This is a genomic window from Pacificitalea manganoxidans, from assembly GCF_002504165.1.
Taxonomy (GTDB): Bacteria; Pseudomonadota; Alphaproteobacteria; order Rhodobacterales; family Rhodobacteraceae; genus Pacificitalea; species Pacificitalea manganoxidans.
In genome coordinates, this window is record NZ_CP021405.1 from 74,742 (window position 1) to 99,661 (window position 24,920).

General features: G+C 67.5%; 22 protein-coding genes. 18 read left to right on the plus strand and 4 right to left on the minus strand.

The window, feature by feature from the left end; translation table 11 throughout:
* Positions 1–92: 92 nt before the first annotated feature.
* The 8 genes from CBW24_RS15540 (at position 93) to CBW24_RS15575 (ending at position 9,115) form a co-directional block, all read left to right on the plus strand.
* Positions 93–2,600 (plus strand): amino acid adenylation domain-containing protein, encoded by a 2,508-nt coding sequence (locus tag CBW24_RS15540; protein ID WP_232530346.1) that lies wholly within the window; start codon positions 93–95, stop codon positions 2,598–2,600.
* Between the two features lie 223 nt (positions 2,601–2,823).
* Positions 2,824–5,055, plus strand: coding sequence for a FepA family TonB-dependent siderophore receptor (locus CBW24_RS15545; protein ID WP_198405285.1), 2,232 nt, complete (start codon positions 2,824–2,826; stop codon positions 5,053–5,055).
* Positions 5,056–5,431: 376 nt separating this feature from the next.
* Positions 5,432–5,959, plus strand: coding sequence for a hypothetical protein (locus CBW24_RS15550; RefSeq protein ID WP_097374314.1), 528 nt, complete (start codon positions 5,432–5,434; stop codon positions 5,957–5,959).
* The gene (locus CBW24_RS15555; protein WP_097374315.1) at positions 5,956–6,678 is read left to right on the plus strand and encodes a MotA/TolQ/ExbB proton channel family protein; all 723 of its coding nucleotides are present in this window, start codon (positions 5,956–5,958) and stop codon (positions 6,676–6,678) included. The genes CBW24_RS15550 and CBW24_RS15555 overlap by 4 nt, the downstream gene beginning before the upstream one ends.
* Positions 6,671–7,111: a biopolymer transporter ExbD gene (locus CBW24_RS15560; RefSeq protein ID WP_088664107.1), complete on the plus strand. Its 441-nt coding sequence runs from the start codon at positions 6,671–6,673 to the stop codon at positions 7,109–7,111. The genes CBW24_RS15555 and CBW24_RS15560 overlap by 8 nt, the downstream gene beginning before the upstream one ends.
* Complete coding sequence (locus CBW24_RS15565; protein ID WP_097374316.1) at positions 7,108–7,524, plus strand: ExbD/TolR family protein; 417 nt, start codon at positions 7,108–7,110, stop codon at positions 7,522–7,524. Before CBW24_RS15560 ends, CBW24_RS15565 begins: the two co-directional genes overlap by 4 nt.
* Before the next feature lie 56 nt (positions 7,525–7,580).
* Entirely contained in the window at positions 7,581–8,048 is a 468-nt protein-coding gene (locus CBW24_RS15570) for a hypothetical protein (protein WP_097374317.1), read from the plus strand.
* Positions 8,045–9,115: a TonB family protein gene (locus CBW24_RS15575; RefSeq protein ID WP_097374318.1), complete on the plus strand. Its 1,071-nt coding sequence runs from the start codon at positions 8,045–8,047 to the stop codon at positions 9,113–9,115. Before CBW24_RS15570 ends, CBW24_RS15575 begins: the two co-directional genes overlap by 4 nt.
* Before the next feature lie 6 nt (positions 9,116–9,121).
* Here the strand turns inward: CBW24_RS15575 and CBW24_RS15580 are convergent, their stop codons facing one another.
* Both CBW24_RS15580 and CBW24_RS15585 read right to left on the minus strand, forming a co-directional pair.
* Positions 9,122–10,141 carry an aldose epimerase family protein gene (locus CBW24_RS15580; RefSeq protein WP_097374319.1) on the minus strand — a complete coding sequence of 340 codons (1,020 nt, stop codon included), beginning with the start codon at positions 10,139–10,141 and terminating at the stop codon, positions 9,122–9,124.
* Positions 10,138–10,875 (minus strand): GntR family transcriptional regulator, encoded by a 738-nt coding sequence (locus tag CBW24_RS15585; RefSeq protein WP_097374386.1) that lies wholly within the window; start codon positions 10,873–10,875, stop codon positions 10,138–10,140. The genes CBW24_RS15580 and CBW24_RS15585 overlap by 4 nt, the downstream gene beginning before the upstream one ends.
* Positions 10,876–11,229: 354 nt before the next feature.
* Here CBW24_RS15585 and CBW24_RS15590 point away from each other — a divergent pair, with 354 nt between their 5' ends.
* The 8 genes from CBW24_RS15590 (at position 11,230) to CBW24_RS15625 (ending at position 20,542) form a co-directional block, all read left to right on the plus strand.
* Positions 11,230–12,300 (plus strand): AbrB family protein, encoded by a 1,071-nt coding sequence (locus CBW24_RS15590; RefSeq protein WP_097374320.1) that lies wholly within the window; start codon positions 11,230–11,232, stop codon positions 12,298–12,300.
* Positions 12,297–13,253 (plus strand): D-2-hydroxyacid dehydrogenase family protein, encoded by a 957-nt coding sequence (locus tag CBW24_RS15595; protein WP_097374321.1) that lies wholly within the window; start codon positions 12,297–12,299, stop codon positions 13,251–13,253. The genes CBW24_RS15590 and CBW24_RS15595 overlap by 4 nt, the downstream gene beginning before the upstream one ends.
* Positions 13,254–13,405: 152 nt before the next feature.
* Positions 13,406–13,966, plus strand: a complete 561-nt coding sequence (locus tag CBW24_RS15600; RefSeq protein WP_097374322.1) for a type 1 glutamine amidotransferase domain-containing protein — start codon at positions 13,406–13,408, stop codon at positions 13,964–13,966.
* A gap of 913 nt (positions 13,967–14,879) precedes the next feature.
* A complete protein-coding gene (gene repA, locus CBW24_RS15605) occupies positions 14,880–16,055 on the plus strand; it encodes a plasmid partitioning protein RepA (protein ID WP_088664256.1) in 1,176 nt (391 codons plus the stop codon).
* A complete protein-coding gene (gene repB, locus CBW24_RS15610) occupies positions 16,055–16,993 on the plus strand; it encodes a plasmid partitioning protein RepB (RefSeq protein WP_097374323.1) in 939 nt (312 codons plus the stop codon). Before repA ends, repB begins: the two co-directional genes overlap by 1 nt.
* Positions 16,994–17,185: 192 nt before the next feature.
* Positions 17,186–18,424: a plasmid replication protein RepC gene (gene repC, locus CBW24_RS15615; protein WP_097374324.1), complete on the plus strand. Its 1,239-nt coding sequence runs from the start codon at positions 17,186–17,188 to the stop codon at positions 18,422–18,424.
* A gap of 150 nt (positions 18,425–18,574) precedes the next feature.
* Entirely contained in the window at positions 18,575–19,570 is a 996-nt protein-coding gene (locus CBW24_RS15620; RefSeq protein WP_097374325.1) for a hypothetical protein, read from the plus strand.
* A 75-nt stretch (positions 19,571–19,645) separates the two neighbouring features.
* Positions 19,646–20,542, plus strand: a complete 897-nt coding sequence (locus CBW24_RS15625) for a metallophosphoesterase (RefSeq protein WP_097374326.1) — start codon at positions 19,646–19,648, stop codon at positions 20,540–20,542.
* Here CBW24_RS15625 and CBW24_RS15630 read toward each other — a convergent pair.
* Entirely contained in the window at positions 20,527–21,306 is a 780-nt protein-coding gene (locus CBW24_RS15630; RefSeq protein WP_088664252.1) for an IclR family transcriptional regulator, read from the minus strand. The genes CBW24_RS15625 and CBW24_RS15630 overlap by 16 nt on opposite strands.
* Positions 21,307–21,412: 106 nt before the next feature.
* On the opposite strand from CBW24_RS15630, the gene CBW24_RS15635 reads away from it, so the two are divergent.
* Complete coding sequence (locus CBW24_RS15635) at positions 21,413–23,542, plus strand: malate synthase G (RefSeq protein WP_097374327.1); 2,130 nt, start codon at positions 21,413–21,415, stop codon at positions 23,540–23,542.
* 21 nt (positions 23,543–23,563) lie between these two features.
* Entirely contained in the window at positions 23,564–23,986 is a 423-nt protein-coding gene (locus CBW24_RS15640) for a GlcG/HbpS family heme-binding protein (RefSeq protein WP_088664250.1), read from the plus strand.
* A 56-nt stretch (positions 23,987–24,042) separates the two neighbouring features.
* Here CBW24_RS15640 and CBW24_RS15645 read toward each other — a convergent pair whose 3' ends face one another.
* On the minus strand, positions 24,043–24,864 hold the full coding sequence (locus tag CBW24_RS15645; protein ID WP_097374328.1) for a GntR family transcriptional regulator: 822 nt from the start codon (positions 24,862–24,864) through the stop codon (positions 24,043–24,045).
* Positions 24,865–24,920: the final 56 nt, after the last annotated feature.

The following is a 24,920-nucleotide window of genomic DNA, read 5'->3' on the forward strand; positions in this document are numbered from 1 at the left end:
CATCCCGTGCCCGACACCACCCTGCCCGCCCTGATCGCGGCGCAGATGCAGGCCACGCCGGAGGCGCCCGCGCTGGTGTTTGACGGGCGACCATGCGCTACCGCGATCTGGACCGGGCCAGCACCGCGCTGGCGCAGGCGCTTGTCGCGCACGGCGTGCGCGGCGGCGATGTGGTGGCGGTGGCCCTGCCGCGCGGGTTCGATCTGTTGGTGGCGCTGGTCGCGGTGCAGCGGGCGGGGGCCGCCTATGTGCCGCTCGACCCCGAGGATGACAGCGCCCGCCGCGCCGATATGTTGGCGCGCGCCGCGCCTGCGCTGGTGCTGGCCGCGCCGGGCTTTGGCGGGTCCGATCTGGCCGCGCGCGTCTATTCCCCCACCGATTGGCCCGACCGGCCCGACGACACGCCGCTGCCGGACCCCGCGCCCGACGATCTGGCCTATGTGCTGTTCACCTCCGGCTCCACCGGGCGGCCCAAAGGGGTGGAGGTCACGCAGCGCGCCATCGTCAACCGCCTGCTGTGGATGCGCGAGACCTACGGCATCGGCGCGCGGGACCGCATCTTGCAGAAAACCCCCGCGACATTCGACGTGTCGGTTTGGGAGTTCTTCTTGCCGCTGCTGTCGGGCGCGGTGCTGGTGATCGCGCCGCCGGGGGCGCATCGCGACCCGCGCGCGCTGGCCGGGCTGATCCGCGATCACCGCATCACCGCGCTGCATTTCGTGCCCGCGATGCTGGCGCTGTTTCTCGACGCCCCTGAAAGCGCGGGGCTTGCCATTGCGCAGGTCTTTGCCAGTGGCGAGGCGCTGCCCACCGCGCTGGCGGCGCGGTTCCATGCGCGCGTCACGGGTCGGCTGCATAACCTCTATGGCCCGACGGAGGCCGCGGTGGACGTGTCCAGCCACGAGGCGACGGGCGCCGATGCCGGTGTCAGCGTCCCGATTGGCCGCCCGGTCTGGAACACCCGGCTCTATCTGCTCGACCCGCTCGGGCATCCGGTGCCCGACGGCGTGCCGGGGCGGCTGATGATCGGCGGGGTGCAACTGGCGCGCGGCTATCGCGATCAGCCCGACCTGACCGCCGCCGTCTTCCGCCCCGATCCGTTCCACCCCGGCGCGCGCCTGTATGACACCGGCGACATCGCCGTGGCGCGGCCCGATGGGGCGCTGGTTTTTCTGGGGCGCGGCGACGGGCAGGTCAAGCTGCGCGGTGTGCGCGTCGAACTGGCCGAGGTCGAAGCCGCCGCCGCGCGCAGCGGGCTGACCCGGCAGGTGGTCGCCGGGCTGCATGGCAGCGGTGATGCGGCGCAACTGGTGCTCTGGCTGGTGCCGCAGGAGGAGGGGCAGGAGGGCGCGCAAGCTACCTGCGATGCGCTCCGCACGGCCCTGCGCGCGGCGCTGCCCGCCACGATGCAACCCGGTGCGCTGGTCGCGCTTGCGACGCTGCCGCTGACCCCAAGCGGTAAGATCGACCGCCGCGCCCTGCCCGCCCCACGCGCCAACGCCCCCGATCCGGCACAGCCGCATTCCGCCCCGCGCAGCGCCGCCGAGCACCTGCTGGCGCGGCTCTACGCCGAGGTGCTGGACCTGCCCGCCCCGGCGGACGCGGCGACCGATTTCTTCCGCGCCGGGGGCGATAGCCTGCGCGCCGTGCGCCTGTCGCTGCGCATCGAAGAGGAAACCGGCGCCGATCCCGGTCTGGGGCAGATTTTCGAAACGCCGGTTCTGGCCGATCTCGCCGCCCGCATCGCCGCCGCGTCCAGCGAAAACCGCCCCAACGACGGGCTTGCGCCGGTGCTGCGGCTAGCCACGGGCCCCGGCGCGCCGATCTTTGCACTGCCGCCTGCCGGTGGGCTGGGCTGGTGTTACCGCAGGCTGGCAGCGGGGCTCTCGGCGGGGCTGGCGGGGCATCCGTTCTATGCGTTGCAATCGCCGCTGCTGCGCGCCGAAAACCCAGCCCCCCGCGATCTGCGCGCGCTCGCCACCGAGTATTGCGACCGCATTGCCGATCTCGCGCCCGATGGCCCGGTGCACCTGCTGGGTTGGTCGCTGGGTGGCATCGTCGCGCAGGAGGTCGCCTGCCAGATGCACGCGCGTGGGCGGCAGGTCGGGCTGCTGGCGCTGCTCGATGCCTATCCTTCGGCCTGCTGGCGCGATGAGCCTGAGCCCGATGACGGCGCCGCCCTGCGCGCGCTGCTGGCCATCGCCGGGTTTGATCCCGACGCCCATCGCGATCTGGACGACGCGCCTGCGATCATGGGGTTTCTGCGCGGCCACGGCCATCCGCTCGCCACCCTGCCGGAGCCGGTGATCGCCGGGATCATCCGCGCCGTGCGCGACACCAACCGGCTGGTGCGCGGCCATCGCGAGGCGTTTTTCGACGGGACGCTGCTGCACCTGCGGGCCGCGCATGATCACGCCGGAACGGTCCTTGGCCCCGCGCTTTGGTTGCCGCACGCGGCGCGGGTCGAACGGCTGTCGCTGCCTTGTCTGCATATCGAAATGATCTCTCCCGCGATGACGCAGGCGATGCTGGGCGCGCTGCGGGATCGGCTGGCGCAGACCCCGCCTGCGGCAAATCTGCAACGGATGCCAATGCCGTGATCTTTCTTTCCTGACTAAATTGCTAAGAAATTATGAAGGCGTATAAGGCGCGGTATTCACACCTTTGCCGAATTCGCCCAGCCAGCTACCGATCAGGCCGCTCCGCCAGACGCCGCGTCTTCGCTGTTTCCCAGTCTGGAGAACGCCCATGTGCGCGTCACGCGTCCTTGCGACCCCCCCCGCCCTTCCTTCGTTCCGCTCGTGTCATCCGTCCTTGGGGCGGATGCTGGCCACCACCGCGCTTGGCGGCTTTGTCATGCTCAGCGGCATGGCCGCGCAGGCGCAGGTGCAGACCGCCGCCGCGCCCGAACAGGCCGAAACCGGCGATGACGCCTATCTCGGCACGATCGTCATCAACGCCGCGTCCGAGGAGCTGAAACAGGCGCTCGGCGCCTCCACCATCACCGCCGAGGATATCCAGGACTATCTCATCACCAATGACGTGGCCGAACTGGTGAAAACCCAGCCGGGCGTCAATCTGACCGGCAACACCCCCACCGGCCAGCGCGGCAACAACCGTCAGATCGACCTGCGCGGCATGGGGCCGGAAAACACCCTGATCCTGATCGACGGGCGTCCGGCCCTGTCGCGCAACTCCGTGCGGATGGGCCGCTCGGGCGAGCGGGACACCCGTGGCGACAGCAACTGGGTGCCTGCCTCCGCGATCGAGCGGATCGAGGTCATTCGCGGCCCGGCGGCGGCGCGCTACGGCTCCGGCGCGGCTGGCGGCGTCGTGAACATCATCACCAAGGCCCCGGTCGAGCGGGAAACCACTGCAACCTTCTTTACCGAACTGCCCGAAAGCGAGGACGAAGGCGCGACCTATCGCGCCAATGTCGTCACCTCCGGGCCGATCACCGATGTGCTGTCGTTCCGCTCCTATCTGAACCTGAACAAGACCGAAGGCGACGATCCCGACATCAACGCCGCCGCGACCGAGGATGGCGAAAGCGTCGCCGCCGGGTCCGAAGGCGTCACCAATGTCGATGTCAGCACCTTGCTGGAATTCCGCCCCGATGCCGCCAATACATGGGGGGTCGAACTGGGCTATAGCCGTCAGGGCAATCTCTACGCCGCCGACGCGCTGTTCCAGTCGGTCGATACCGAAGTGTCCGAAGGCACCACGCTGGCCGATCTGGCGGGCGAGGAAACCAACGTGCTGCAACGCACCACGCTGGCGCTGACCCATCGCGGCGATTACGATTTCGGCAAATCCAACAGCTTCCTGCAATGGGAACACACCGACAACCGCCGCCTGTCCGAAGGCCTCGCCGGCGGCGGTGAGGGCCGGATCAATTCCGAGGAGGAGTATAACACCGCCCTTCTCGACAACGTCACCGCGAAAACCGAATGGGATCTCTATTCCAACGCGTTCGGCATCAACCAGACCTTTACGCTGGGAGCGGAATATCGCGGCGAGTTCCTCGATGATCCCACCTCTGTCACGCAGGATCTGGGTCTGGACGAGGGCGAGGAAATCGACGGCACCACCACCGATCCCGACGACCGTGACGGCACGCCCTCGGCGCATCTGATCGGCTTCTACGTCGAAGATAACATGATGCTCAGCGACAGCTTCATGCTGACGCCGGGCCTGCGGGTAGATTACCATTCCGAAGCAGGGGTGAACTGGTCGCCAAGCCTCAACGCCTCGTGGGAGGCCACGCCCGAAATCACGGTAAAGGCCGGGATCAGCCGCGCGTTCAAGGCGCCGAACCTTTACCAGTTGAACCCCGACTATGTGTATCGCACCCGTGGCAACGGCTGTCCGGTCAGCTATCCCAGTCTGGGCGGCGGCTGTGACATCCTCGGCAATCCCGATCTGGAACACGAACTGTCGTGGAACAAGGAAATCGGCATCGCCTATCGCAACAACGATGGCTGGAACGCGGGCCTGACCTATTTCCGCAACGATTACGAAAACAAGATCGGTGCGTCGCTGACGCCGGTCGCCGTGGTCGGCGATACGCAGGTGTTCCGTTGGGAAAACACGCCCGAAGCCATCGTCGAAGGGCTGGAAGGCAACCTGCGCGTGCCGCTGCGCGAGGATTTGAGTTGGTCCACCAACGCCACCGTCATGCTGCGGTCCGAGAATCTCGAAACCGGGCAGCCGCTGTCGCTGGTGCCGGACTACACGATCAACTCGCAACTGGATTGGCAGTATCGCGACAACTGGACCTTCAACCTTGCCGTCAATCACTATGGCCGGATCCAAAGCCCGGACACATCGGTCACGAATGGGGGCGAGATCGAAAACAACGAGGACCGCGATCCCTACACGCTGGTCAATCTGACCACGACCTACGGGTTCGATAACGGGTTTTCGTTGCAGGCCGGGGTGAAGAACCTGTTCAACACCGAAATCTACCGTGAAGGCACGTCGAACAACGCCGGGGCCAACACCTATAACGAGCCGGGCCGCTCGTTCATCGTCTCGCTCAGCAAGACGTTCTGATCCCGCCCCGCGCCGTTGTCTCATACGGCGGCGCGGGTGCTTTTGTCCCCGCCGTGACCCAGCCGTGACCGGTGGGGCCATGCGTTTCGGCGCGCTTTGACCCGGGCCCTTGGGGCCGCGCGGTCTGCCCCCTCCTCCGTCGACCCCTTCGCACGCGGATGGCTGCACCCCGCCTGTGACAGGAAGGAGGTCAGCGCCACGCGCACTGCGTGCACAGTCTCTCCATCTTCCGTCCAAAAATTACCCGATCTATTTAATCAGGTATTGCGCACCCCAGCATTTCATGGTGGGTAGGGGCCGACCGCTCAGCCCAGACCACGCATGTCCCAGCCAGAGCCGCCCTCACCCTGACTGTCGATAACCTGCGGAGATCAGCTTGACCGTTCCGTCCTCCCCCGCTTTTGCCGCCCGGCTTGGGCCGCTTTGTCTGGCGCTGGCCGTGACCATGCCGCAGGCGCTTGCCGCGCAGGAGCCGTCCACACCCCCCACGCCTGCCGCCACGCCCCCCGCCGCCGGGCTCGCGATCGAGCTGAACGCCGCCGCCAATCACGACGGCGGCTGCCTGCTGTCCTTTGTGGCGCAGAACGGCACCGGGCAGGATATCGACCGCGCGGTGTTCGAAACGGTGCTGTTCACCGCCGAAGGTCAGGTTGACCGGCTGTCGCTGTTCGATTTCGGCGCGCTGCCCGATGGCCGCCCCCGCGTGCGGCAATTCGTGGTGCCGCAGGCCGCCTGTGACGGGCTGGGCCAAGTGCTGTTCAACGGCGCGCACACCTGTGAACAGCCTGCCACCGCCACCGCCACTGCCACCGCCAACCCCGCCGACACCCCCGCCGCCGCTCTTGCCGCCTGTGACGGCGCGCTGCGGCTGTCGACCCGAACCCAGATCGAGGTGACCGGATGACCCTGCTTCTTGATGCCCTGAACCGCGTCGCCGATCTGGGCGGGCCGGTGGTGATGCTGCTGCTCGCCGTGTCGGTTCTGACCCTTGCCGTCGTGCTGTATAAGCTGTGGCAATTCGCAGCCGCCGGGGTGGGCCGCCACCGCGCGCTGGCACAGGCCGTCGCCGCGTGGGATGCGGGCGACCGCGCCGCGGCCGAGGCCGCGCTGGCCCGCTCGCGCAGCTACCTCGCCCCCGTCATCGACATGGCTTTCAACGCCGATCCCAGCGCGGCCAAACGGCTGGAGGCCGAGGCCGAAACCCGCTTTGCTCGGTTGGAACGCGGACTGCGCTTTCTCGATTCCGTGGCGCAGCTTGCCCCGCTTCTGGGTCTGTTCGGCACCGTGCTGGGCATGATCGAGGCGTTTCAGTCGTTGCAGGACGCAGGCTCGCAGGTCGATCCGTCGCTGCTGGCGGGCGGGATCTGGGTCGCGCTGCTGACCACCGCCGTGGGGCTCGTCGTGGCCATGCCGACCGCGCTGATCCTCAGCTGGTTCGAGGCCCGCATGGATGCCGAACGTGTCACCGCCGAACGCGCGGTGCAGACCGTGCTTGCGCCGCAGGGCGGGCCGCGCGTGCCGGTTTCCGCCGCCGCATCCCCCGCAACCGCGTTCCCCGTCACCGCATCCACCGCCCCGGCGGGTTCAGGTGGAGGCTTCGCAGGACAGCCGCACCATGGCTAGGATCCGCAAACCCCGGCGGCGGCTGTCGATGACCTCGCTCATCGACGTGATCTTCCTGCTGCTGCTGTTCTTCATGCTGACCTCGACCTTCTCGAAATTCTCGGAGGTGGAGCTGGCCTCTGCCGCAGGCTCGGCGCAGGCGGCCCCGTCGCAGGCGCGTCCGATCTTTCTGCAACTGGATGCCGAGGGGCTGCGGATCAACGGGCGCGACCACACGCTGGCGTCATTGGCCGAGGCGCTCGCCGCGCCGCGGTTTCAGCCCGATGCGCCCGAACCCGGCACCGCGATCCCGACGGACGCCGCCGACGCGACCCCGGTGCCGGTCATCGTGTCGCTGGGCGCGGATGTCACCGCGCAGCGGCTGACCGATCTGCTGGTGGCCCTGCGCCAGATCCCCGGCGCCACACCGACCATTCTGGGAGATCCGGCATGAAACGGGGACGCCGCGCCTCGACCCGCGAACCGACCATCGCGCTTATCAACATCGTCTTTCTGATGCTGGTGTTTTTCATGGTGGCGGGCACGCTGGCGCAGCCGCTCGACAGCAGCCTGTCGCTGGTGCGCACCGCCGATCTGGAAGGCCGCGCGCCGCCTGATACGCTCGTCGTTCATGCCGACGGGCGGCTCAGCTATCGCGGCCGCGATGTCGCCTCCGCGCAGGCCTATCTCGATCTGCGCGCGGCCGATGCCACCCAGATGCCCGATCCCGACCCGGATGCCCCCACCGCCGTGCGGCTGGTGCCCGACCGCGACCTGCCCGCCGCGAAACTGGTCGCACTGGGCCGCGATCTGGCCGCTGCCGGGGCCGGATCGGTGATGATCGTCACCGAACGCGCGCTGGACTAGGCGCGCGCCACCGCTCCCGCAACCGCACCGATCACCCAAGTCACGAGGATCACAGTATGCGTTCCGTTACCGCCTCGCTTCTTTGCCGTTTGACCGCCGGGGTCGGGCTTGCCGCGCTTTGCGCCACCGCGACCGCCGCGCAGGATGCCGCCCCGACCCCGACATCGACCTCGGCCTCGACCCCGGCGCTCTCGCTCACGCTCAACACCACGCAGGATGAGGCCGGAAGCTGCACGCTCACCTTCGTGCTGCGCAACGGGCTGGCCGCGCCGGTTGGCGCTTTGGTCTACGAGGTCGCCCTGTTCGATGCCGCAGGCACGCTGGATCGGCTGATGTTGTTCGATATGGGCGCGCTGCCGCTGGACCGGCCCCGCGTGCGCCGGTTCTCGGTGCCGGGGCGCGCCTGCGCTGATCTGGGTCAGGTTCTGGTCAACGGGGCGCCCACCTGCACCGGCGTCGCCCCCGGCGCCTGCATCGACGCGCTGCGCCCGGGCAGCGACACCGCCATCGAGGTCACCGGATGAAACGCGCCTATGTCATCGCCTTCGGGCTGTCGCTGATCGCCCACGGGGCCGGGGCCGTCTGGCTCGTGCAGTCGGAGCCGCCCCCCCAATCGGAGGGCGCGGCAGGCAGCAGCGATATCAAACTTGGCAACAGCTTTGCCGATATGGCGGTGGGCACGCTGACCTCGGACAGTGCCGAGGCAGAGACCGCCGAAACGCCGCCGCCCCCCGCCGCCGCGCCGGCGCCGGAGCCGACCCCCGCGCCCGCGCCACAGGCCGAAGCGGCCCCTGCCCCCGCGCCCGCCGAAACCGCACCTGCTGACGCGCCGCCCGCCGCGCAACCTCCCGCGCCGCGCGAACAGGCGCAGCCTGCGCCCATGCCCACCCCGGCCGAGGCCCCCGCGCCCAGCATCGACACCGCCGTGGCCGCGCCGGTGCCCAACACGCCGGATATCCCGACCCCGGCGCCTGCGCCCAGCCCGGCCCCGCAGACCGACACCACCGCGCCGCAGGATACCGCGCCCGACACCCCCGCGACCGCCGTTGCCGTGTCCCGCCGTCCGCCGCGTATGCCCGATCAGGTGGCGCAGGCCCGCGCGCAGGAACAGGCCCGGCGTGATCGTCAGGCCGCCCAGCAGGAACAGGCCCGCGCCGAGGAACGCCAGCGGCAGCAAGCGCGCGAAGCCACCCGCCAGCAACAGAAGGCCGCCCAGCCGCGCGGCAATTCCGACCGGAACGCGACCCAAGGCAGCAGCGCCGGTCAGCGCAGCGCCCGCAGCGCCTCGGCCTCCTCCGGCGCGTCGCGCAGCAGCACCGAACAGGGCAACGCGGCAGCGTCGAACTACCCCGGCAGCATCATGCGCCAGATCTCCCGCGTGCCGCGTCCCAAAGGCGTCGGGCGCGGGGCGACGCTGGTCGCGTTCTCGATCTCCGGCGGCGGCGGGTTGGGGTCGGTCGGGGTGGCGCGCAGTTCCGGCTCGCCTGCGCTGGACCGCGCCGCCGTGCAACTGATCCGCCGCGCTGCCCCGTTTCCGCCGCCGCCGCCCGGCGCGCGCCGCAGCTATCAGGTCAGCGTCGAGGGGCGCTGAGCCCCGTCACACCGCCGCGATCCGGTAGCGGACCCGGTGCAGATAGGTGTCGCCGGGGCGCAGGATGACAGGCGGAAAATCCCCCCGGTTCACCGCATCGGGCCAGCCTTGGGTTTCCAGCGCCAGTCCCGCGAACGCGCCATAGCGCCGCCCGCCCAACCCGGTCATCTCGGGCAGCCCGTGCCCGTCATAGACCTGAAGGCCGGGCTGGTCCGTCTCCACCTCCAACACCCGCGTGGCGCTGGTCACCCGCGCCACCCGCCGCATCCCGTCTGATCCGGCAGGCGCGTCCGACAGGCAGAAATTATGGTCGATCCCCGCGCGCCCAAGCGCCCGTCCCTCGGGTGCGGTGAAATCGAACCGGGTGCCCGCCACCGCGGCGGGGGCCGCGGCGACGGGGATGCCGCGCCCATCTACCGGCAGATAGCGCGGCGCGTCGATCCACAGCCGGTGCTCCGGCACGGGGTCCCGCACGGGGTCCGGCCCGCCCAGTTGGAAATAACTATGATGGGCAAAGTTGCAGGGCGTCGCCGCATCGGTCCGCGCGCGCAGGGTCACCGCCAGCGTCGCGTCAGGCTCCAGCGCGATCTCCGCCTCCGCCCGCAGGGTGCCGGGAAATCCCATCTCGCCCGCAGGCGACAGCCACGCGAACCGCACCCGATCCGCGCGCAGGGCCGTCACCTCCCAGATCCGGGCCGACGCGCCCCCGGCCCCGCCATGCAGCGTCACCCCCGGCTCATTGGCCTGTGTCGCGTGGCGGGTGCCGCCTAGGTCGAAACCCGCGCCGCCAATTCGGTTGGCGCAGCGCCCGACAATGGCCCCGAAATAATTCATCGCGTCCAGATAGGGCGTCACCTCATCGGCCCCCAGAACCAGCGGCGCGTCCTGCCCCGCCAGCCGCAGATCCCGCAGCCGCGCGCCGTAATCCAGCAGATCCGCGCGCAGCCCGCCGCCGGTCAGGCGGATGTTTCGCACCGGCGTGCCATCGGGCAGCCTGCCGAATTCGGTCACCTGCGGCGCGGTCATGCCGGACCCTCCGCGCCGTCGCGTGCTGGACCGGACAGGCCCATCTCCCCCAGCCCGTCGAACCCGTCGAGCCGCGCCGCCAGCGCATTGCGGATATGGATGCGCGAGGTCTGCTCCGCCCGGTCCGGGTCGCGCGCCGCGATCGCGTCCAGTATCGCCGCATGTTCGGCCATCACCTGACCCGAACGCCCGCCCTGATAGAATGTCGTCGGGCCCAGCAGCGACAGCGTGTCGGTCAGTTCCGCCAGCGCCGCATCCAGAAACCGATTGCGCGCCGCGACATGGATCGCCTCGTGAAACCGCAGATTGACCTCTTTCGCCTTCAGCGCCGCGACAGACGGCAGCGCGGCGAACCGGTCATGCAGGCTGCGCAACATCATCAGTTCCGGCTCCGAGCGGTGCTGCGCTGCGAACCGGGCCGCCGCGCCTTCGAGCACCTCGCGCATCGCGTAGACCTCGAACATGTCACCGGGACTGAGCCGCCGCACGACCAGCCCGCGCCCGGCGCTGCGCTCCACCAGTTTACGGCCCAACAGACGGTTGAACGCCTCGCGCACCGGGGTGCGGCTGACCGACAGGGCCTCGGCCACGTCCTCTTCGCGCAGGCGGTCGCCCGGCTGCAACACGCCCTCGCGCAGCCCGGTCCGCAGCGCGGCGAACACCGCCGCACCGCGATTGCCGCCGCCCTCATCGGGCAGCCGCAGGCGAAGTTTGGGAGGATCGGCTTTCGTCATCTGGCTCTCGGCTTTGGCGGCAATCGTCGTCGGGCGGGCGGTGTCGTGCAAGCACGCTTGGCGGTCGGGGTCGGCGGTCTGTCTCGGGCGGTCTGATCGGCGTCGGGTCGGCAGCACTATTACGAAACATACGCGGCGCGGTGACCGAAACCCACGGCGCGCCCCCCTGTAGCCGGTCCCCTCATCCCCCGCACATCATAAGTTTCGACGGTTGCACCGCCTCGGGATTTTACTGTATACAATAAAATACAGAAGGTCACGCACCGCTGTGCCGCCTCATCCTTTTTCCCGGTCCGCTCCTGCCGGTGCCCGGCCCGTGCATCCCGCCTTCCTTCTCCGGCAAGAGAGCCTGCCATGCGCCCTGCCCTGCTCCGCAATCCCGCCCATCAGCGCCATGTGCGCCGCGCCGTGACCTTGGCGCTGTCGGCGGTGGGCGTGGCGATCTGGCTCTTTTTCGACTGGCCGCTGCCCTATCTGCTGGGGCCGCTCTTTGTCTGTCTCATCGCCGCGCTGTCGGGGCTGAAGCTCAAGGATATGGGCCCGGTCAACACCGGCATGCGCTCGATCCTCGGTGTCGCGGTCGGCAGCTCGATCACCCCCGAACTGGTCCACCGCCTGCCCAACATGGCCTATTCCGCCGCGCTGGTGCCGCTGTTCATCGCGGTGATTGGGCTGGTGGGCTACCCGTTTTTCCGCCGGGTGATGAAATTCGACGGGCCCACCGCCTTCTACGCCGCTATGCCCGGCGGGCTTCAGGATATGGTGATTTTCGGCGAGGAGGCAGGCGCCGACATCCGCGCGCTGTCGCTCGTCCATGCCACCCGCGTGCTTATCATCGTGACCTTCGTGCCTTTCGTCATCACCCATGTCTACGGGCAGACGCTTGACGGGGCGGTGGGTGCGGCGGTGGCCGATATTCCGGTGCGGGAGCTTCTGCTGATGGCCGCCGCCGCGCTGATCGGCTGGAAAGTGGCGGAGCGTGCGGGCCTGTTCGGCGCGTCGATCCTCGGGCCGCTCATTGCCACCGCCATGCTTAGCCTTGCCGGGTTCATTGAACACCGCCCCCCCGCCATCGCCATCGTTTTCGCGCAGTTCTTCATCGGCGCGGCCATCGGGGCGAAATATACCGGCGTCACATGGCGCGAATTGCGCATCGATGTGCTGGCGGGCCTGCTGTTTTGTGCCATTCTGGGCGTGATCGCCCTCGTCTTTGCCGAAACCGCGACCCTGCTGGGCTGGGCGCCCGCGGTCGAGGCGCTGCTCAGCTTCGCCCCCGGCGGACAGGCGGAAATGGCGATCCTGACCATCGTCGCGGGGGCCGATCTGGCCTTTGTCGTGACCCATCATATCCTGCGCATCGTCGTCGTCATCCTTGGCGCACCGATCGTCGCGCGCGTGCTCAAATGGAAAAAGGACACCCCATGAAGATCGCCATTCTCGATGACTGGTCCGGCACCGCGCGCGATTGCGCCGACTGGGCCGGGCTGGAACGTGACCTCGGTGCCGACATCACTGTATTCCGCGAAAACCTAAGCGATCATGCCGCGCTGGCAGAATTCGACGTGATCTGCATCATGCGCGAACGGATGCCCTTCGGCGCCGATGCCTTTGCCGTCCTGCCCGCGCTGAAACTGCTGGTCACCACCGGGCCGCGCAACCTGTCCATCGATCTCGACGCGGCGCGCGCGGCGGGGGTGACGGTCTGCGGCACCCGGTCGCGTAAAACCACGACCTCCGAATTCGCGATGACGCTGATCCTTGCCCAGTCCCGCCGCATCGTGCCCGAAGCGAATGACCTGCGCGCGGGCGGCTTCCAGAATGGTCTGGGCCGTGATCTGGCCGGGCTGCGGCTTGGGCTTGTGGGGCTTGGCTCCATCGGGCAGCAGATGGCGAAACTTGGCCGCGCCTTTGGCATGGAGGTCGCCGCATGGTCGCCGAACCTCACGCCCGAACGCGCGGAGGAGGGCGGCGCCATCCACGCCGCCAGCCTCACCGATCTGGCCGCGCAATCGGATGTGCTGAGCGTGCATATGGTGCTGTCGGATCGCACCCGCGGCTTGATCGGGGCAGACGCCTTTGCCGCGCTTCCTGCTGATGCGCTTTTCGTCAACACCTCCCGCGCCGGGCTGGTGGAGCGCGACGCGCTGTTTGACGGGCTGCGCGCAGGCCGCCCCGCCAGCGCCGCCATCGATGTCTACGAGGCCGAGCCTCTGCCCGCCGACGATCCGTGGCGTGCCGCGGCAGAGGAATTCGGCGACCGGCTTCTGCTATCTCCGCATCTGGGCTACGTCACCCAATCGACTTGGGATCTGTTCTACCGCGACACGGTCGAAGACATCCGTGCCTGGGCCGAGGGCGCGCCGATCCGCACGCTATAATCCCGCGATGCACTACACGCCTGCGTGAGCCGCGCCCCTGACGCGGGGTCGCGGTGGAACAGGCCGGGGGGACTGCCCGTTTGGGTGTCGAAGGCGGGGCGCGCCACATCCTGCGCCTCGCCGCGACACACAGCTGATAAGGGAGTCATTCCATGACCGCTATCACCGACGCCAAGATCCTGATCCTCGCCACCGACGGCTTCGAGCAGTCCGAACTGAAGGTTCCGCACCAGAAGCTCAAGGACGCCGGCGCCGAGGTGCATATCGTCTCCCCCGAGGGCGACGCCATCAAGGGCTGGGACGAAAAGAACTGGGGCGAGACCATCCCCGCCGACCGCAAACTGTCCGATGTCAGCGCCGATGACTATCACGCGCTGGTGCTGCCGGGTGGCCAGATAAACCCCGACATCCTGCGCACGATCCCCGAGGCCGTGTCGCTGGTCAAAGCGTTCCACGACAGCGGCAAGATCATCGCCGCCATCTGTCACGGACCGTGGCTTCTGGTCGAGGCGGACGTGGTGCGCGGGCGCGACGTGACCTCCTACCCCTCCATCCAGACCGACCTGAAGAACGCGGGCGGCAACTGGCAGGATGCGGAGGTCGTCACGGACCGCGGCATCATCACCAGTCGCAAACCTGACGATCTGGACGCCTTCGTGTCGAAGATCATCGAGGAAGTCCGCGAAGGCCGCCACGAGCGCGACGCCGCCTGATCCGGCGCAGGTTCGCAGCTTAGTGAGACCCCACCCCGCCCCGTGCAACCCGCCGGGGCGGGGTTTTTTGTGCCACCCCGCGCCGTAGGCGCAGATGACGGTTGGACTATCAACGCGGTCCCACACAAAGCCGCAATCCCCCCCGAACGGCGCACCACAGCCCGCGAACAAGCGAAGCGCGCGGGCCAGCGCCTGCCCGTCCCTGCGGGCTGGCGCTTTGTCACCTCGCGCTGACCTCGGAACGGGGGAGGTTCGTGGCACCATAAAGTGCACTGCTCGACCGTCCCAGCGCCACCCCACGGGCAGGCTCACGTTGCACCTAGGGCGACTGGGCATAGAAACCTAGCTGCATTCACGGAGAGCGCGGCCACCCGCGAACCACGTCAGAAGCAGCGAAAAACACCACCGCCGCTAGGGCCGCTTGCGCCGAAAAGCACACCCCCCGCCCGCGAACAAGCGAAGCGCGCGGGCGAGCGCCTGCCCGTCCCTGCGGGCTGGCGCTTTACCACCTCACGCTGACCCCGGAGCGGGGGAGGTTCGTGGCACCATAAAGTGCACTGCTCGACCGTTTCAACGCCACCCCACGGGCAGGCTGCCGTTGCGCTTACATGACAGCCTAGGAGTGGCGCACTGCCTCGACCTAAGCGCAAATGCCCGCGATCAAGCGAGGCGCCCGGCCCGCGCCCTTCGCTCGAATCACGCGCCCGTGAGCGCCGCCGCTGCGGGCTTCAGACCTGCGCGCATGGCGTCAATCGGACACAACCCCTGACATCTGTGGATAAAATGCCCCATTCCGGGCGGTATCCGGCCAGAATCATCTTGCCAGAGCCCCGCCGCTAAGGTCATTACTTACGGAAAGAAAAGAATATGACGCCGAATAGCGTAACATACGGTCGGCGAACGAGGGCAGAAGATGTCGGAACAGGCGCGGATCGACCTATTGGTCGGCCAACATGCTGCAAATCTGTCGGAACGGTTGCAAGCCCATCGCACGCAACTGTTCCCACCGAATGCCCGGCGCGAGCTGCGGAAATTCACCTCTGGCGAGGTGGCGGACCTGCTCGGCGTGAAGGATGCCTATCTGCGCAAACTGCACCTCGACGGGCGCGGACCGGAGCCGGAGATCCGTGCCGGTGGCCGCCGCTGGTATAGCCCCCGCGACATCCAAGCCCTGCGCGAAATGCTGGAAAAGGGCGCGAAAGCCCCCGGCACCTACCTGCCCGGCCGCCGCGAGGGCGACCATTTGCAGGTCATCTCGGTCATCAATTTCAAGGGCGGGTCGGGCAAAACGACGACCTCGGCCCATCTGGCGCAGAAACTGGCGCTCGACGGCTACCGCGTTCTGGCGATCGATCTCGATCCACAGGCGAGCTTCTCGGCCCTGCACGGGTTTCAGCCGGAATTCGATCTGATCGACGGCGGCACGCTTTACGACGCGATCCGCTATGACGATCCGGTGCCCCTGCGCGACGTGATCCAGAAAACCTATTTCACCAATCTCGATATCATCCCCGGCAATCTCGACCTGATGGAATTCGAGCATGACACACCACGCGTGCTGGCGGCGCGGTCGGGGCAGCTGTTCTTTACCCGCGTGGGCGAAAAACTGGCCGAGATCGAAAACGACTATGACATCGTGGTCATCGACTGCCCGCCGCAACTGGGCTTTCTGACCATGTCGGCGCTGTCGGCGGCGACGGCGGTGCTGGTCACCGTGCATCCGCAGATGCTCGACGTGATGTCGATGTGCCAGTTCCTGCTGATGACCTCCAACCTGCTGGGCGTGGTGGCGGAGGCGGGCGGCGACATGTCCTATGACTGGCTGCGTTACCTCGTGACCCGCTATGAGCCGGGCGACGGGCCGCAAAACCAGATGGTCAGCTTCATGCGGTCGCTGTTCGGGGAGCATGTGCTGAACCATCCGGCGCTGAAATCCACCGCGATCTCGGATGCCGGCATCACCAAACAGACCCTCTATGAGGTGGAAAAGGCGCAGTTCACCCGTGCCACCTACGAGCGCGCGCTCGAAAGCCTCAACGCCGTGAATGGCGAAATCGAGGGTCTCATTCAGCAAGCATGGGGGCGTTGATGGCTCGTAAGAACCTGCTCGACAATCTGACCAACCCGACCGCCGCCACCCCCGGCGCGGCCAAACCGGCCACGCCCCGGCGGACGACGGGCGCCATCGGCGCGGTCAGCCAATCCATCGCCGATCTGCGCACCCGCGCCCTGTCGGAAGTGCCCTCCGATATGGTCGATGACGCGGGCCTGCGCGACCGGCTGGACGAAGATCCCGCAGGCATCGCGGCGCTCAAGGAGAGTATCCGGGAATACGGCCAACAGGTGCCGGTGCTGCTGCGCCATTCGCCCAATTACGAAGGCCGTTACGAGATCGTCTATGGCCGTCGCCGGGTGATCGCGCTGAAACAGCTGGGCCTGCCGGTCAAGGCGATGATCCGCGACCTCAATGACCGCGATCTGATCGTGGCGCAGGGGCAGGAAAACACCGCGCGCAAAAACCTGACCTTTATCGAAAAGGCCAATTTCGCCCGCCAGATGGCCGAGGCGAATTTCGACCGCAAGGTGATTTGCGACGCGCTGCATATCGACAAAACCGTCATCAGCCGGATGATGCGGGTGACGGAGGCGGTGCCCGTCGACATCATCCACGCCATCGGCGCCGCGCCGTCGGTTGGGCGGGATCGCTGGATGGCGCTTGCCGAACGGTTGGGCGACCGGCCCGTGGCCGAAATCTGCGCCATGGCCGCGGGCGACAGCTCCGATGACAGGTTCCAAGTGGTGTATGACGGGCTTGACCCCGCGCACCGCCCCGCCCCGCCGAAACCGGCCAAGGTTCGCCCCGCCCCGCGCGCCCTCACCGGTGCGGATGGCACGCCGCTGGGGCGCGTCAGCCAGAGCGGGCGCAGCACGGTTTTGACGATCAACAAATCGGGTGGCTTCGACGATTGGCTGTTGAAGCATCTGGACAAGATTCACCGCGACTTTCTGAACGAGCGCGGCGAATGAAGCGGGATCAACCCGCCGGATTGAGGCAACGAGACACAGGAGGCACGAACCCCGGATAAAGAAAGACCCCCCAGGACATCACATCCCGAGAGGCCGTTTCGTTCTCGCACTTCGAAACTAGCCCTGACAGTCGAGAACTGTCAACCGCATGTGACTCTGCGGACAGGTTTTCTTTGCCCGTCGTGATACGACATGCAGCATATTTCAACGACGCCCTTTGGGCGGCGGCCGGTGACGGCTGAGCTGATCGAGGCTCAGGCGCTGGCCCATGCTCCGCTCCCGCAAGAGGGACCGGACAAATGGAGTATTTTCCGCGATCTGACCGCGGGCCGCGTGGCCTTTGGCATCAGCGACCGGGATCTGACGGTTCTGTCGGCGCTTCTGAGCTTCCATCAGCACGCGTCCTTGGCCGAGGGCGAGGGCACCATCGTGTTTCCATCGAATGCCGCGCTGGCGGAACGGGCGCATGGCATGGCCGAAAGCACCCTGCGTCGCCATCTGGGCGCGCTGGTCCGTGCCCGGCTGATCCTGCGCCACGACAGCCCCAACGGCAAACGCTACGCCGCGCGGGACGCGGGCGGGGCGGTGACGCGGGCGTTCGGCTTCGATCTGCGTCCGCTTCTGCTGCGCGCGGGGGAAATCGCCAATGCGGCGCGGGAGGCCAAAGCAGCCGCTCTGCGTCTCAAACGCCTGCGCGAGACCTGCGTGCTTCAGCTGCGCGACGCGGCCAAGCTGATCCCCTTCGGGCGCGAGACGGTGGCTGCGAACTGGGATGCGCTGGAGGACCGTGTGCGGCTGTCGCAACGGGCCCTGCGGCGGAAGCTCGATGCCGACGCGCTTCGGGATATGGTGCGCGATACGGCGGCGCTGCTGCGCGACGTGACCGCATTGCTGGAGCCAGCGACCACCGACTGTGCCGATCAGACAGAAGAAATGAGCGGCAATGACGGCGCAAATGAGCGGCACATACAATATTCAAACAGAAACCTATATGATCTTGAACCTTCCTTAGAACAGGAAGAGGCGGCGGGGGCCGATGCGCCCCGTCCGGTGGACAGCACAGGCGAGATGCAGGGCACAGGTGCAGTTACGGGCGCGCCGCCCAAGCTGCCGCTGTTTCTGGTGACCAAGGCCTGTCCCGATCTGCTCGACTATGTGCCGCAAGGCATCCGAAGCTGGTATGATCTGGTCGAGGCCGCCGATTTTGTCCGGCCTATGTTGGGGATCAGTCCCGATGCATGGCAGTTGGCGCGCGATGCGATGGGGCCGGAGGTCGCCGCGATCACCCTTGCCGCGATCCTGCAACGCGCCGACGATATTCGCAGCCCCGGTGGTTATCTGCGGGCGCTGACCGACAAGGCTGCCGTGGGCGCGTTCTCCCCCGGACCGATGATCATGGCGTTGATGAATGTCGAAGGGCGCGCGGCATGAGCCCCCTGCCCTGCCCTTTCCCAATCCGCGATCCGGGTGCGCGGCGGTTGACAGCTGTCAACTCTACGGAAAATCGCATGAAATCATGGTGTTGATCCGGGCGGCATCCGCAGGCTGGCGCCGTGCCCCCGTGGCCGGTAGAACGATCCTATGAGCAGCCCTATTCCCGATCCCGTCTGGCGGATGCCCGGCCCGCGTGCCACGGCGACCGCCCTGCCCTCGCCCAAGGCATGGCGCGATGCCGAGGCTGGCCTTGGCCGTGCCCTGGTCGATGCGGCGGCCGAGGTGGCGCGGCTAGACGAACGTTTGCGCGGGCGCGATCCCGGCCTGATCCACCGGCTTGCGCTGGAGGAGGCCGAAGCGCTTGCCACGCTGTCGGGGGCGAACCTGACGCCGGGGCGGCTGGCTCTGGCAGAGATGCTTCATGCGGGACTGGCGGAGGATGACGCACGCGTCCTGCGCGGTGCGACATGGGCGGTGCGGCGGTTGCGATCCGGGCGTACGCCCCGGTCTGGTGGGCTGTCGGAGTTCCTCAATCGTCAGCTTCAGGCCGAGGGCGCGCTTGGCGATCTGGCACAGCGGCCCGAGGGCGAAGGTTTCGCTGCCCTCGCCCACCGATGGGATCACGCGCTGTCGCGGATGAAGCGGGCGCACCCGCTGACCCGTGCCGGGTTCGCGCATCATCTGTGGCAGGGTCTGGGTCTGTCGGCCCCCGGCGACGCGCTGGAATCCGGCACCATCGCCGGGCTGATCGCAGCGGAGGATCTGCGCGGGGGCTTGGCCTTTGTGCCGATTGCGCGGGCGGGCGGCGATGCCCATATGCCCGCTGCAACCGCCAGCGATCTGTTGCAAACATGGCTGGGCGGCGTGCGGCGCGGATGTCTGTCGGCGCTCATGGCGCTGGACGCGCTATCGGCATGGGAGGACCGCGCGCGCGCGGCGACCGAGGATCTGTCGGGCCGCACCCCGCCGCGCCTGATCGCGGCGCTGGCCTCCGCGCCGGTGCTGTCGGCGGAAGCCGCGCAGCAAAGCGTTGGCTGCTCCCGCGATGCGGCCGAGCGTAACCTTGCCTTGTTCGAGGCGCGTGGGCTTGCCCGCGAAGTGACCGGGCAGAAACGGTTCAGACTGTGGCGCGCGTCCGTCTAATACATTGAAAAATAACGTTTTTTTGTAGAGTTGACAGCTGTCAACTGCCCCCTGCCCTGCTGGTGAAAGTAGTCTATGACCCAAACTTGGACCGTCATTCCCGATCTGCATGCCGATCCCGCGCGGCTGGAGGCGACATTGCGGATGCTCGAACCGGGGCCGCTGGCCTTCCTTGGGGATTTCATAGACGCCGGCGCATCGACCCCCTGCCCCGATGATGCGGCGGTCCTGACCCGTGTGCGTGATCTGGTGGCGCGCGGTGGTGTGGCGGTGATGGGTAACCATGAGCTTAACGCCATTCTCTATCACCGGCTGGGCGTGGATGGGGTGCCCTTGCGCACGCGCGGCGGAAAGAACGCCGCGCAGCATCGCAGCTTTGTCGAGGCGTTCGGCACCGCGACGCCCGCCGCGCTGGAGTGGACCGACTGGTTCCTGAGCCTGCCGCTTTGGCTGGATCTGGGCGGATTGCGGCTGGTCCATGCCTGCTGGAACCAGCCCGCGATTGACGTGATTGCCGCGCGGCGTCCCGATGCGCGGCTGCGCGCGGAGGATCTGGCCGAGGTCGCGGCGAAGACGACGCCCTTTGCCCGCGCGGTCGATACGCTTCTGACCGGGCCGGAGATCGCACTGCCCGCCGGGCACGGTTTCGTCGATGCGCATGGCCATCGCCGGGACCGGGTGCGCATCGCGTGGTGGCGGTCTGCGGCGAAGACTTGGGCCGAGGCCGCGCTGTCCGTGCCTGATCCGGCGCAGTTGCCAATCGGCCCCCTGCCCCACGCGCCAGAGATCACGCTATACCCTGCGGATGCGCCGCCGGTTCTGATCGGGCATTACAAAATGCAAGATGCGCCGCGGATCGAGGCGCCGAACGCGGCATGTCTGGACTACCCCGACCAGCCCTGTGCCTATCGCTGGTGTGGGGAGGCGGTGCTGTCCGAGCGGCAGCTTGTTACGGTTCAGCCCGGCGCGTAGCCGCCAAGCCGCGCGGTCAGATCGTCGGCGGCGCGCCGGACCTGGGCCCCGATCGTGTCGATCCGCTCCGACCCAAGGCGCGCGGCAAGCCCGGAGACGGAAATCGCGCAGGCGGCTTCGCCCTGCGGCGACCAGACGACAGCGGCGACACAGCGCAGGCCGGTGACGTGTTCTTCGTCATCGATCGCAAAGCCACGGGTGCGGATGCGGGCGATATCCTCCAACGCCGTGTCGAGCGTGCGGTGGGAATGCCGGGTCAGTGGATGAAATCCGTTGCGGTTGGCAAAGGCGGCAATCGCGGCGTCGTCCCAACTTGCCAAAATGGCCTTGCCCATGCCGGAACAGAACACCGGCACCTGCCCGCCCGGGGGCGAGATCGCCCGCATGATCTCGCGGCTTTCGACCTGCGATATGGTGACCAGCTGATCGTGATCGAGAATGCCGAGATTGGCGGTTTCGCGGGTGTCATCGCGCAGGCGGCGCAGGAATGGCAGCGCGGGTGCGACGAAATTCCGCCGCCGCGCAAAGGCCGCGCCTGTGGCGAACGCCTCGCGCCCGACATGCCACAGGGCGTCTTCGGGGGCGAACTGGGCAAAGCCGTGATGTTCCAATGTCGTCAGCAGCCGGTGGGTGGTGGACACGGCCAGCCCGGCCTCGCGCGCCAGATCGCTGACCCGGTGACCGTCATCCGAGCGGGCCAGCAACTGCAACAGGGTCAGGGCGCGCGCGACGGATTGCACGCCGTCGGGTTTGGGGCTGGTCATGGGGGCTCCGGACAGGCTTTCCACACAGTGGAAAACATTTTTCCATCCCTCACAAGTCCGCATCGCGGCTGCTATCCCCGGCGCAGCAATGAACAAGAGGTGTCTCATGACCCGTTATGTCGACCGTCACGGTCTGTCCGTCGCAACCCCGCTGGCCGAATTGGTCGAAGGCGGCCTGTTGACCGGTGTCACCCCGGATGAATTCTGGGCGGGCTATGCCGCGCTGCTGCGCGATCTGATGCCGCAGAACGCCGCGCTGCTGGAAACCCGCGAGCGGCTCCAGCGGCAGATCGACGAATGGCACGTCGCGCGGCGGGGGCAGCCCCATGATGCCGAAGGCTACCGCGCGTTTCTGGAACAGATCAGCTATCTCCAGCCGGAGCCCGCGCCTTTCGCCGTCGAGACCCAAAATGTCGATCCGGAGATCGCCAGCATCGCGGGGCCGCAGCTTGTCGTGCCGGTGATGAACGCGCGGTTCGCGCTGAACGCCGCGAATGCGCGCTGGGGGTCGCTCTATGATGCGCTGTACGGCACCGATGCGATTGCAGGGGTGCCGCAGGGCCGGGGCTATGACGCCGCGCGCGGGGCCGAGGTGATCGCGTGGGGTCGCGCGCATCTGGATCAGGTCGCGCCCTTGGCGGCGGGCCGTTGGGCGGATGTCACCGCGTTGCAGGTGACCGAGGCCGGGTTGCAGGTGACAACGGGCGCGGGCGACACCGCGCTGGCCGATCCCGCGCAGTTCGTCGGGCATGGCGGGGCAGGGCGCATCTATCTGCGCGTGAACGGTCTGCTGATAGAGATCGTCATCGACCGCGACAGCGAGATCGGCGCATCCGATCCGGCAGGGATTGCGGATCTGCGTCTGGAAAGCGCGCTGACCGCGATTCAGGATTGCGAAGACAGCGTCGCGGCGGTGGATGCCGAAGACAAATGCGTCGTTTACGCCAATTGGCTTGGCCTGATGCGCGGCGATCTGGAAGAGCGCTTTGAAAAGGGCGGGGAGGTTATTACCCGCCGTCTGAACCCTGACGTGACCTATACGGACGCATCGGGGCAGGAGGTGACCCATCCGGGGCGCGCCGTTCTGCTGGTCCGCAATGTGGGCCATCTGATGACCACCGACGCGGTGCTGCTGGACGGGCAGGAAACGCCGGAGGGCATGCTGGACGCGGCCATGACCGTGGCCGCCGCCATGCATGACCTGAAGCGGGCCGAGAACCGCAATTCCCGCGCCGGATCGGTCTATGTGGTCAAGCCCAAGATGCACGGGCCGGAGGAGGTTGCCTTTGCCGATACGCTTTATGGTCGGGTCGAACAGATGCTGGGCCTGCCGGAATATACCGTCAAGCTGGGCGTGATGGACGAAGAGCGGCGCACCTCGGCCAATCTGCTGGCCTGTATTGCGGCGGTGAAAAACCGCTGCGTGTTTATCAATACCGGGTTCCTCGACCGGACCGGCGACGAAATTCATACCTCCATGCAGGCCGGGCCCGTGATCCCGAAGGGCGAGATGCAGGGCGCGGCGTGGCTGTCCGCCTATGAGGCGGGCAATGTGGATGCCGGGCTGGCCGCCGGGCTGCAGGGGCACGGCCAGATCGGCAAGGGCATGTGGGCGAAGCCGGACCGGATGGCCGACATGCTGGAGGCCAAGATCGGCCATCCGAAAGCCGGCGCCAACACCGCATGGGTGCCGTCGCCCACCGCAGCAACCTTGCACGCCACCCATTACCATCAGGTAAATGTCTTCGAGGTTCAGGACGCGCTGAAATCGCGCGAGGCGGCCTCGCGCAGCGCCTTGCTGACCTTGCCGCTACTGGAAGGTCGCAACCTGTCGGATGCCGAGGTTCAGCACGAATTGGACAATGCCTGCCAGTCGATCCTGGGCTATGTGGTGCGCTGGGTCGATCAGGGGGTTGGCTGCTCGAAAGTGCCCGATATCAATGACATCGCCCTGATGGAAGACCGCGCTACGCTGCGCATTTCCTCGCAATATCTGGCCAACTGGCTGCTGCATGGCATCTGCACCGCCGATGAGGTCGACGCGGCACTGCGGCGGATGGCGCCGAAGGTCGATGCGCAAAATGCCGACGATCCGAACTATACCCCGATGGCGCCCGGTTTCGATGGGGTGGCGTTCAATGCCGCGCGGGATCTGATCTTTGCCGGGGCGGCGCAGCCTTCGGGCTATACCGAGCCGCTGCTGCATGCCGCGCGCCGGGCCGCGAAGGGCGGTTGACCCAGAATTCAGGAGAAAAACATGATTACTATCAAACGGTTGGATCTGGACGACGCGCGCGTGTTGCTGGCTCATGCCCGCGCGCGGGCGGATGAGATCGGCGTGCCCATGTGCATCGCGATCACTGACGAGGGCGGCAACCTGATCGCGTTCGAGCGGATGGAGGGCGGCAAGGTCACGTCGAGCACCATCGCCATCGATAAAAGCTTTACCGCGTCGGCGGCAAAGAAGGCGACGCATGACTATGGCAGCGCCAGCCAGCCCGGCGCGCCGGCCTATGGCATCGCCTCCGCGATTGGGGGTCGGTTGATGGTGGTGGGCGGTGGCCTGCCGGTGATCGTCGACGGCGCGGTCGTGGGCGGCATCGGGGTCAGCTCCGGCACGCCCGCGCAGGATCAGGATGTGGCACAGGCCGGGATCGACGGATTTCTGGCGACGCTCTGAGCCGCGCAACGCTTCGTTAACTCCTCCCGCGCTATACCCGGCGTGGGAGGAGGCCGTCAGGGCGCGTATATGCGGGAAAACGCCATACGGACGTTCTGTGTGACCTCCTCCAACCGGCGGGAGATATGGGTGCGCATCTGGGCGGCGGCGCGTTCCTCATCGCCTGCGCGCACGGCGTCTAGGATCTGAAGATGCGGCTCGGTGGTGATGGCCTGCGGGCCGTCCCGTTCGCTGAGCGATTGTAGATCGATCAGCCGGACATACTGAATGCGTCCATTGACGTTTTCCAGCAGGCGGGACAGTTCCGCATTCTGCGCGAGCGCGGCAAGCCGGGTGTGGAAGGCCTCGTCAAGCCGGACCAGTTCCACCGGCGAGGCACCGGGGCTGTAGCTGTGCGCCGAGCTTTCGAGGAACGCTTGCAAATCGTCCACCTGCGCGGGTGTGGCGCGGCGGGCAGCGAGGCGGGCGCTTTCGCTTTCGATGGCGGCACGGGCCTCGTAGAGATCCATGATTTCGGTCGGGTTGAGCGACCGGCAGAAGAAGCCCTGACCGGGGCGAAATGTCAAAAACCCCTCGGCGGACAGCCTGTTCAGCGCCTCCCTCAGCGGGGTGCGAGAGGTGTCGAGCTGCACCGACAGGGCGCTTTCGTTCAGGCGTTCGTCCGGCTTGAACTCATAGCTTGCCGCCATCTCCTTGACCCGCCGATAGACGCGATCGACCGTTCCGCTTTCGCCCTCCGACGGGGCCGCGCGTCGGCGTGGCGCGGCTGCGGTTTTTGCTGATTCCGGGGCAGGGGGGCTGGCGTCACGCGCCTGCCGCGCGAGGCCTGTGGCCTGCGCGCGGGCAGTGCCGGATTTTCTGGCGGGCTGCTTTGTCATTGTTTTCCAGACAGTTGCGCGGCTTTGGCTGATCCGCTTTTGAAAATACCCGCTGT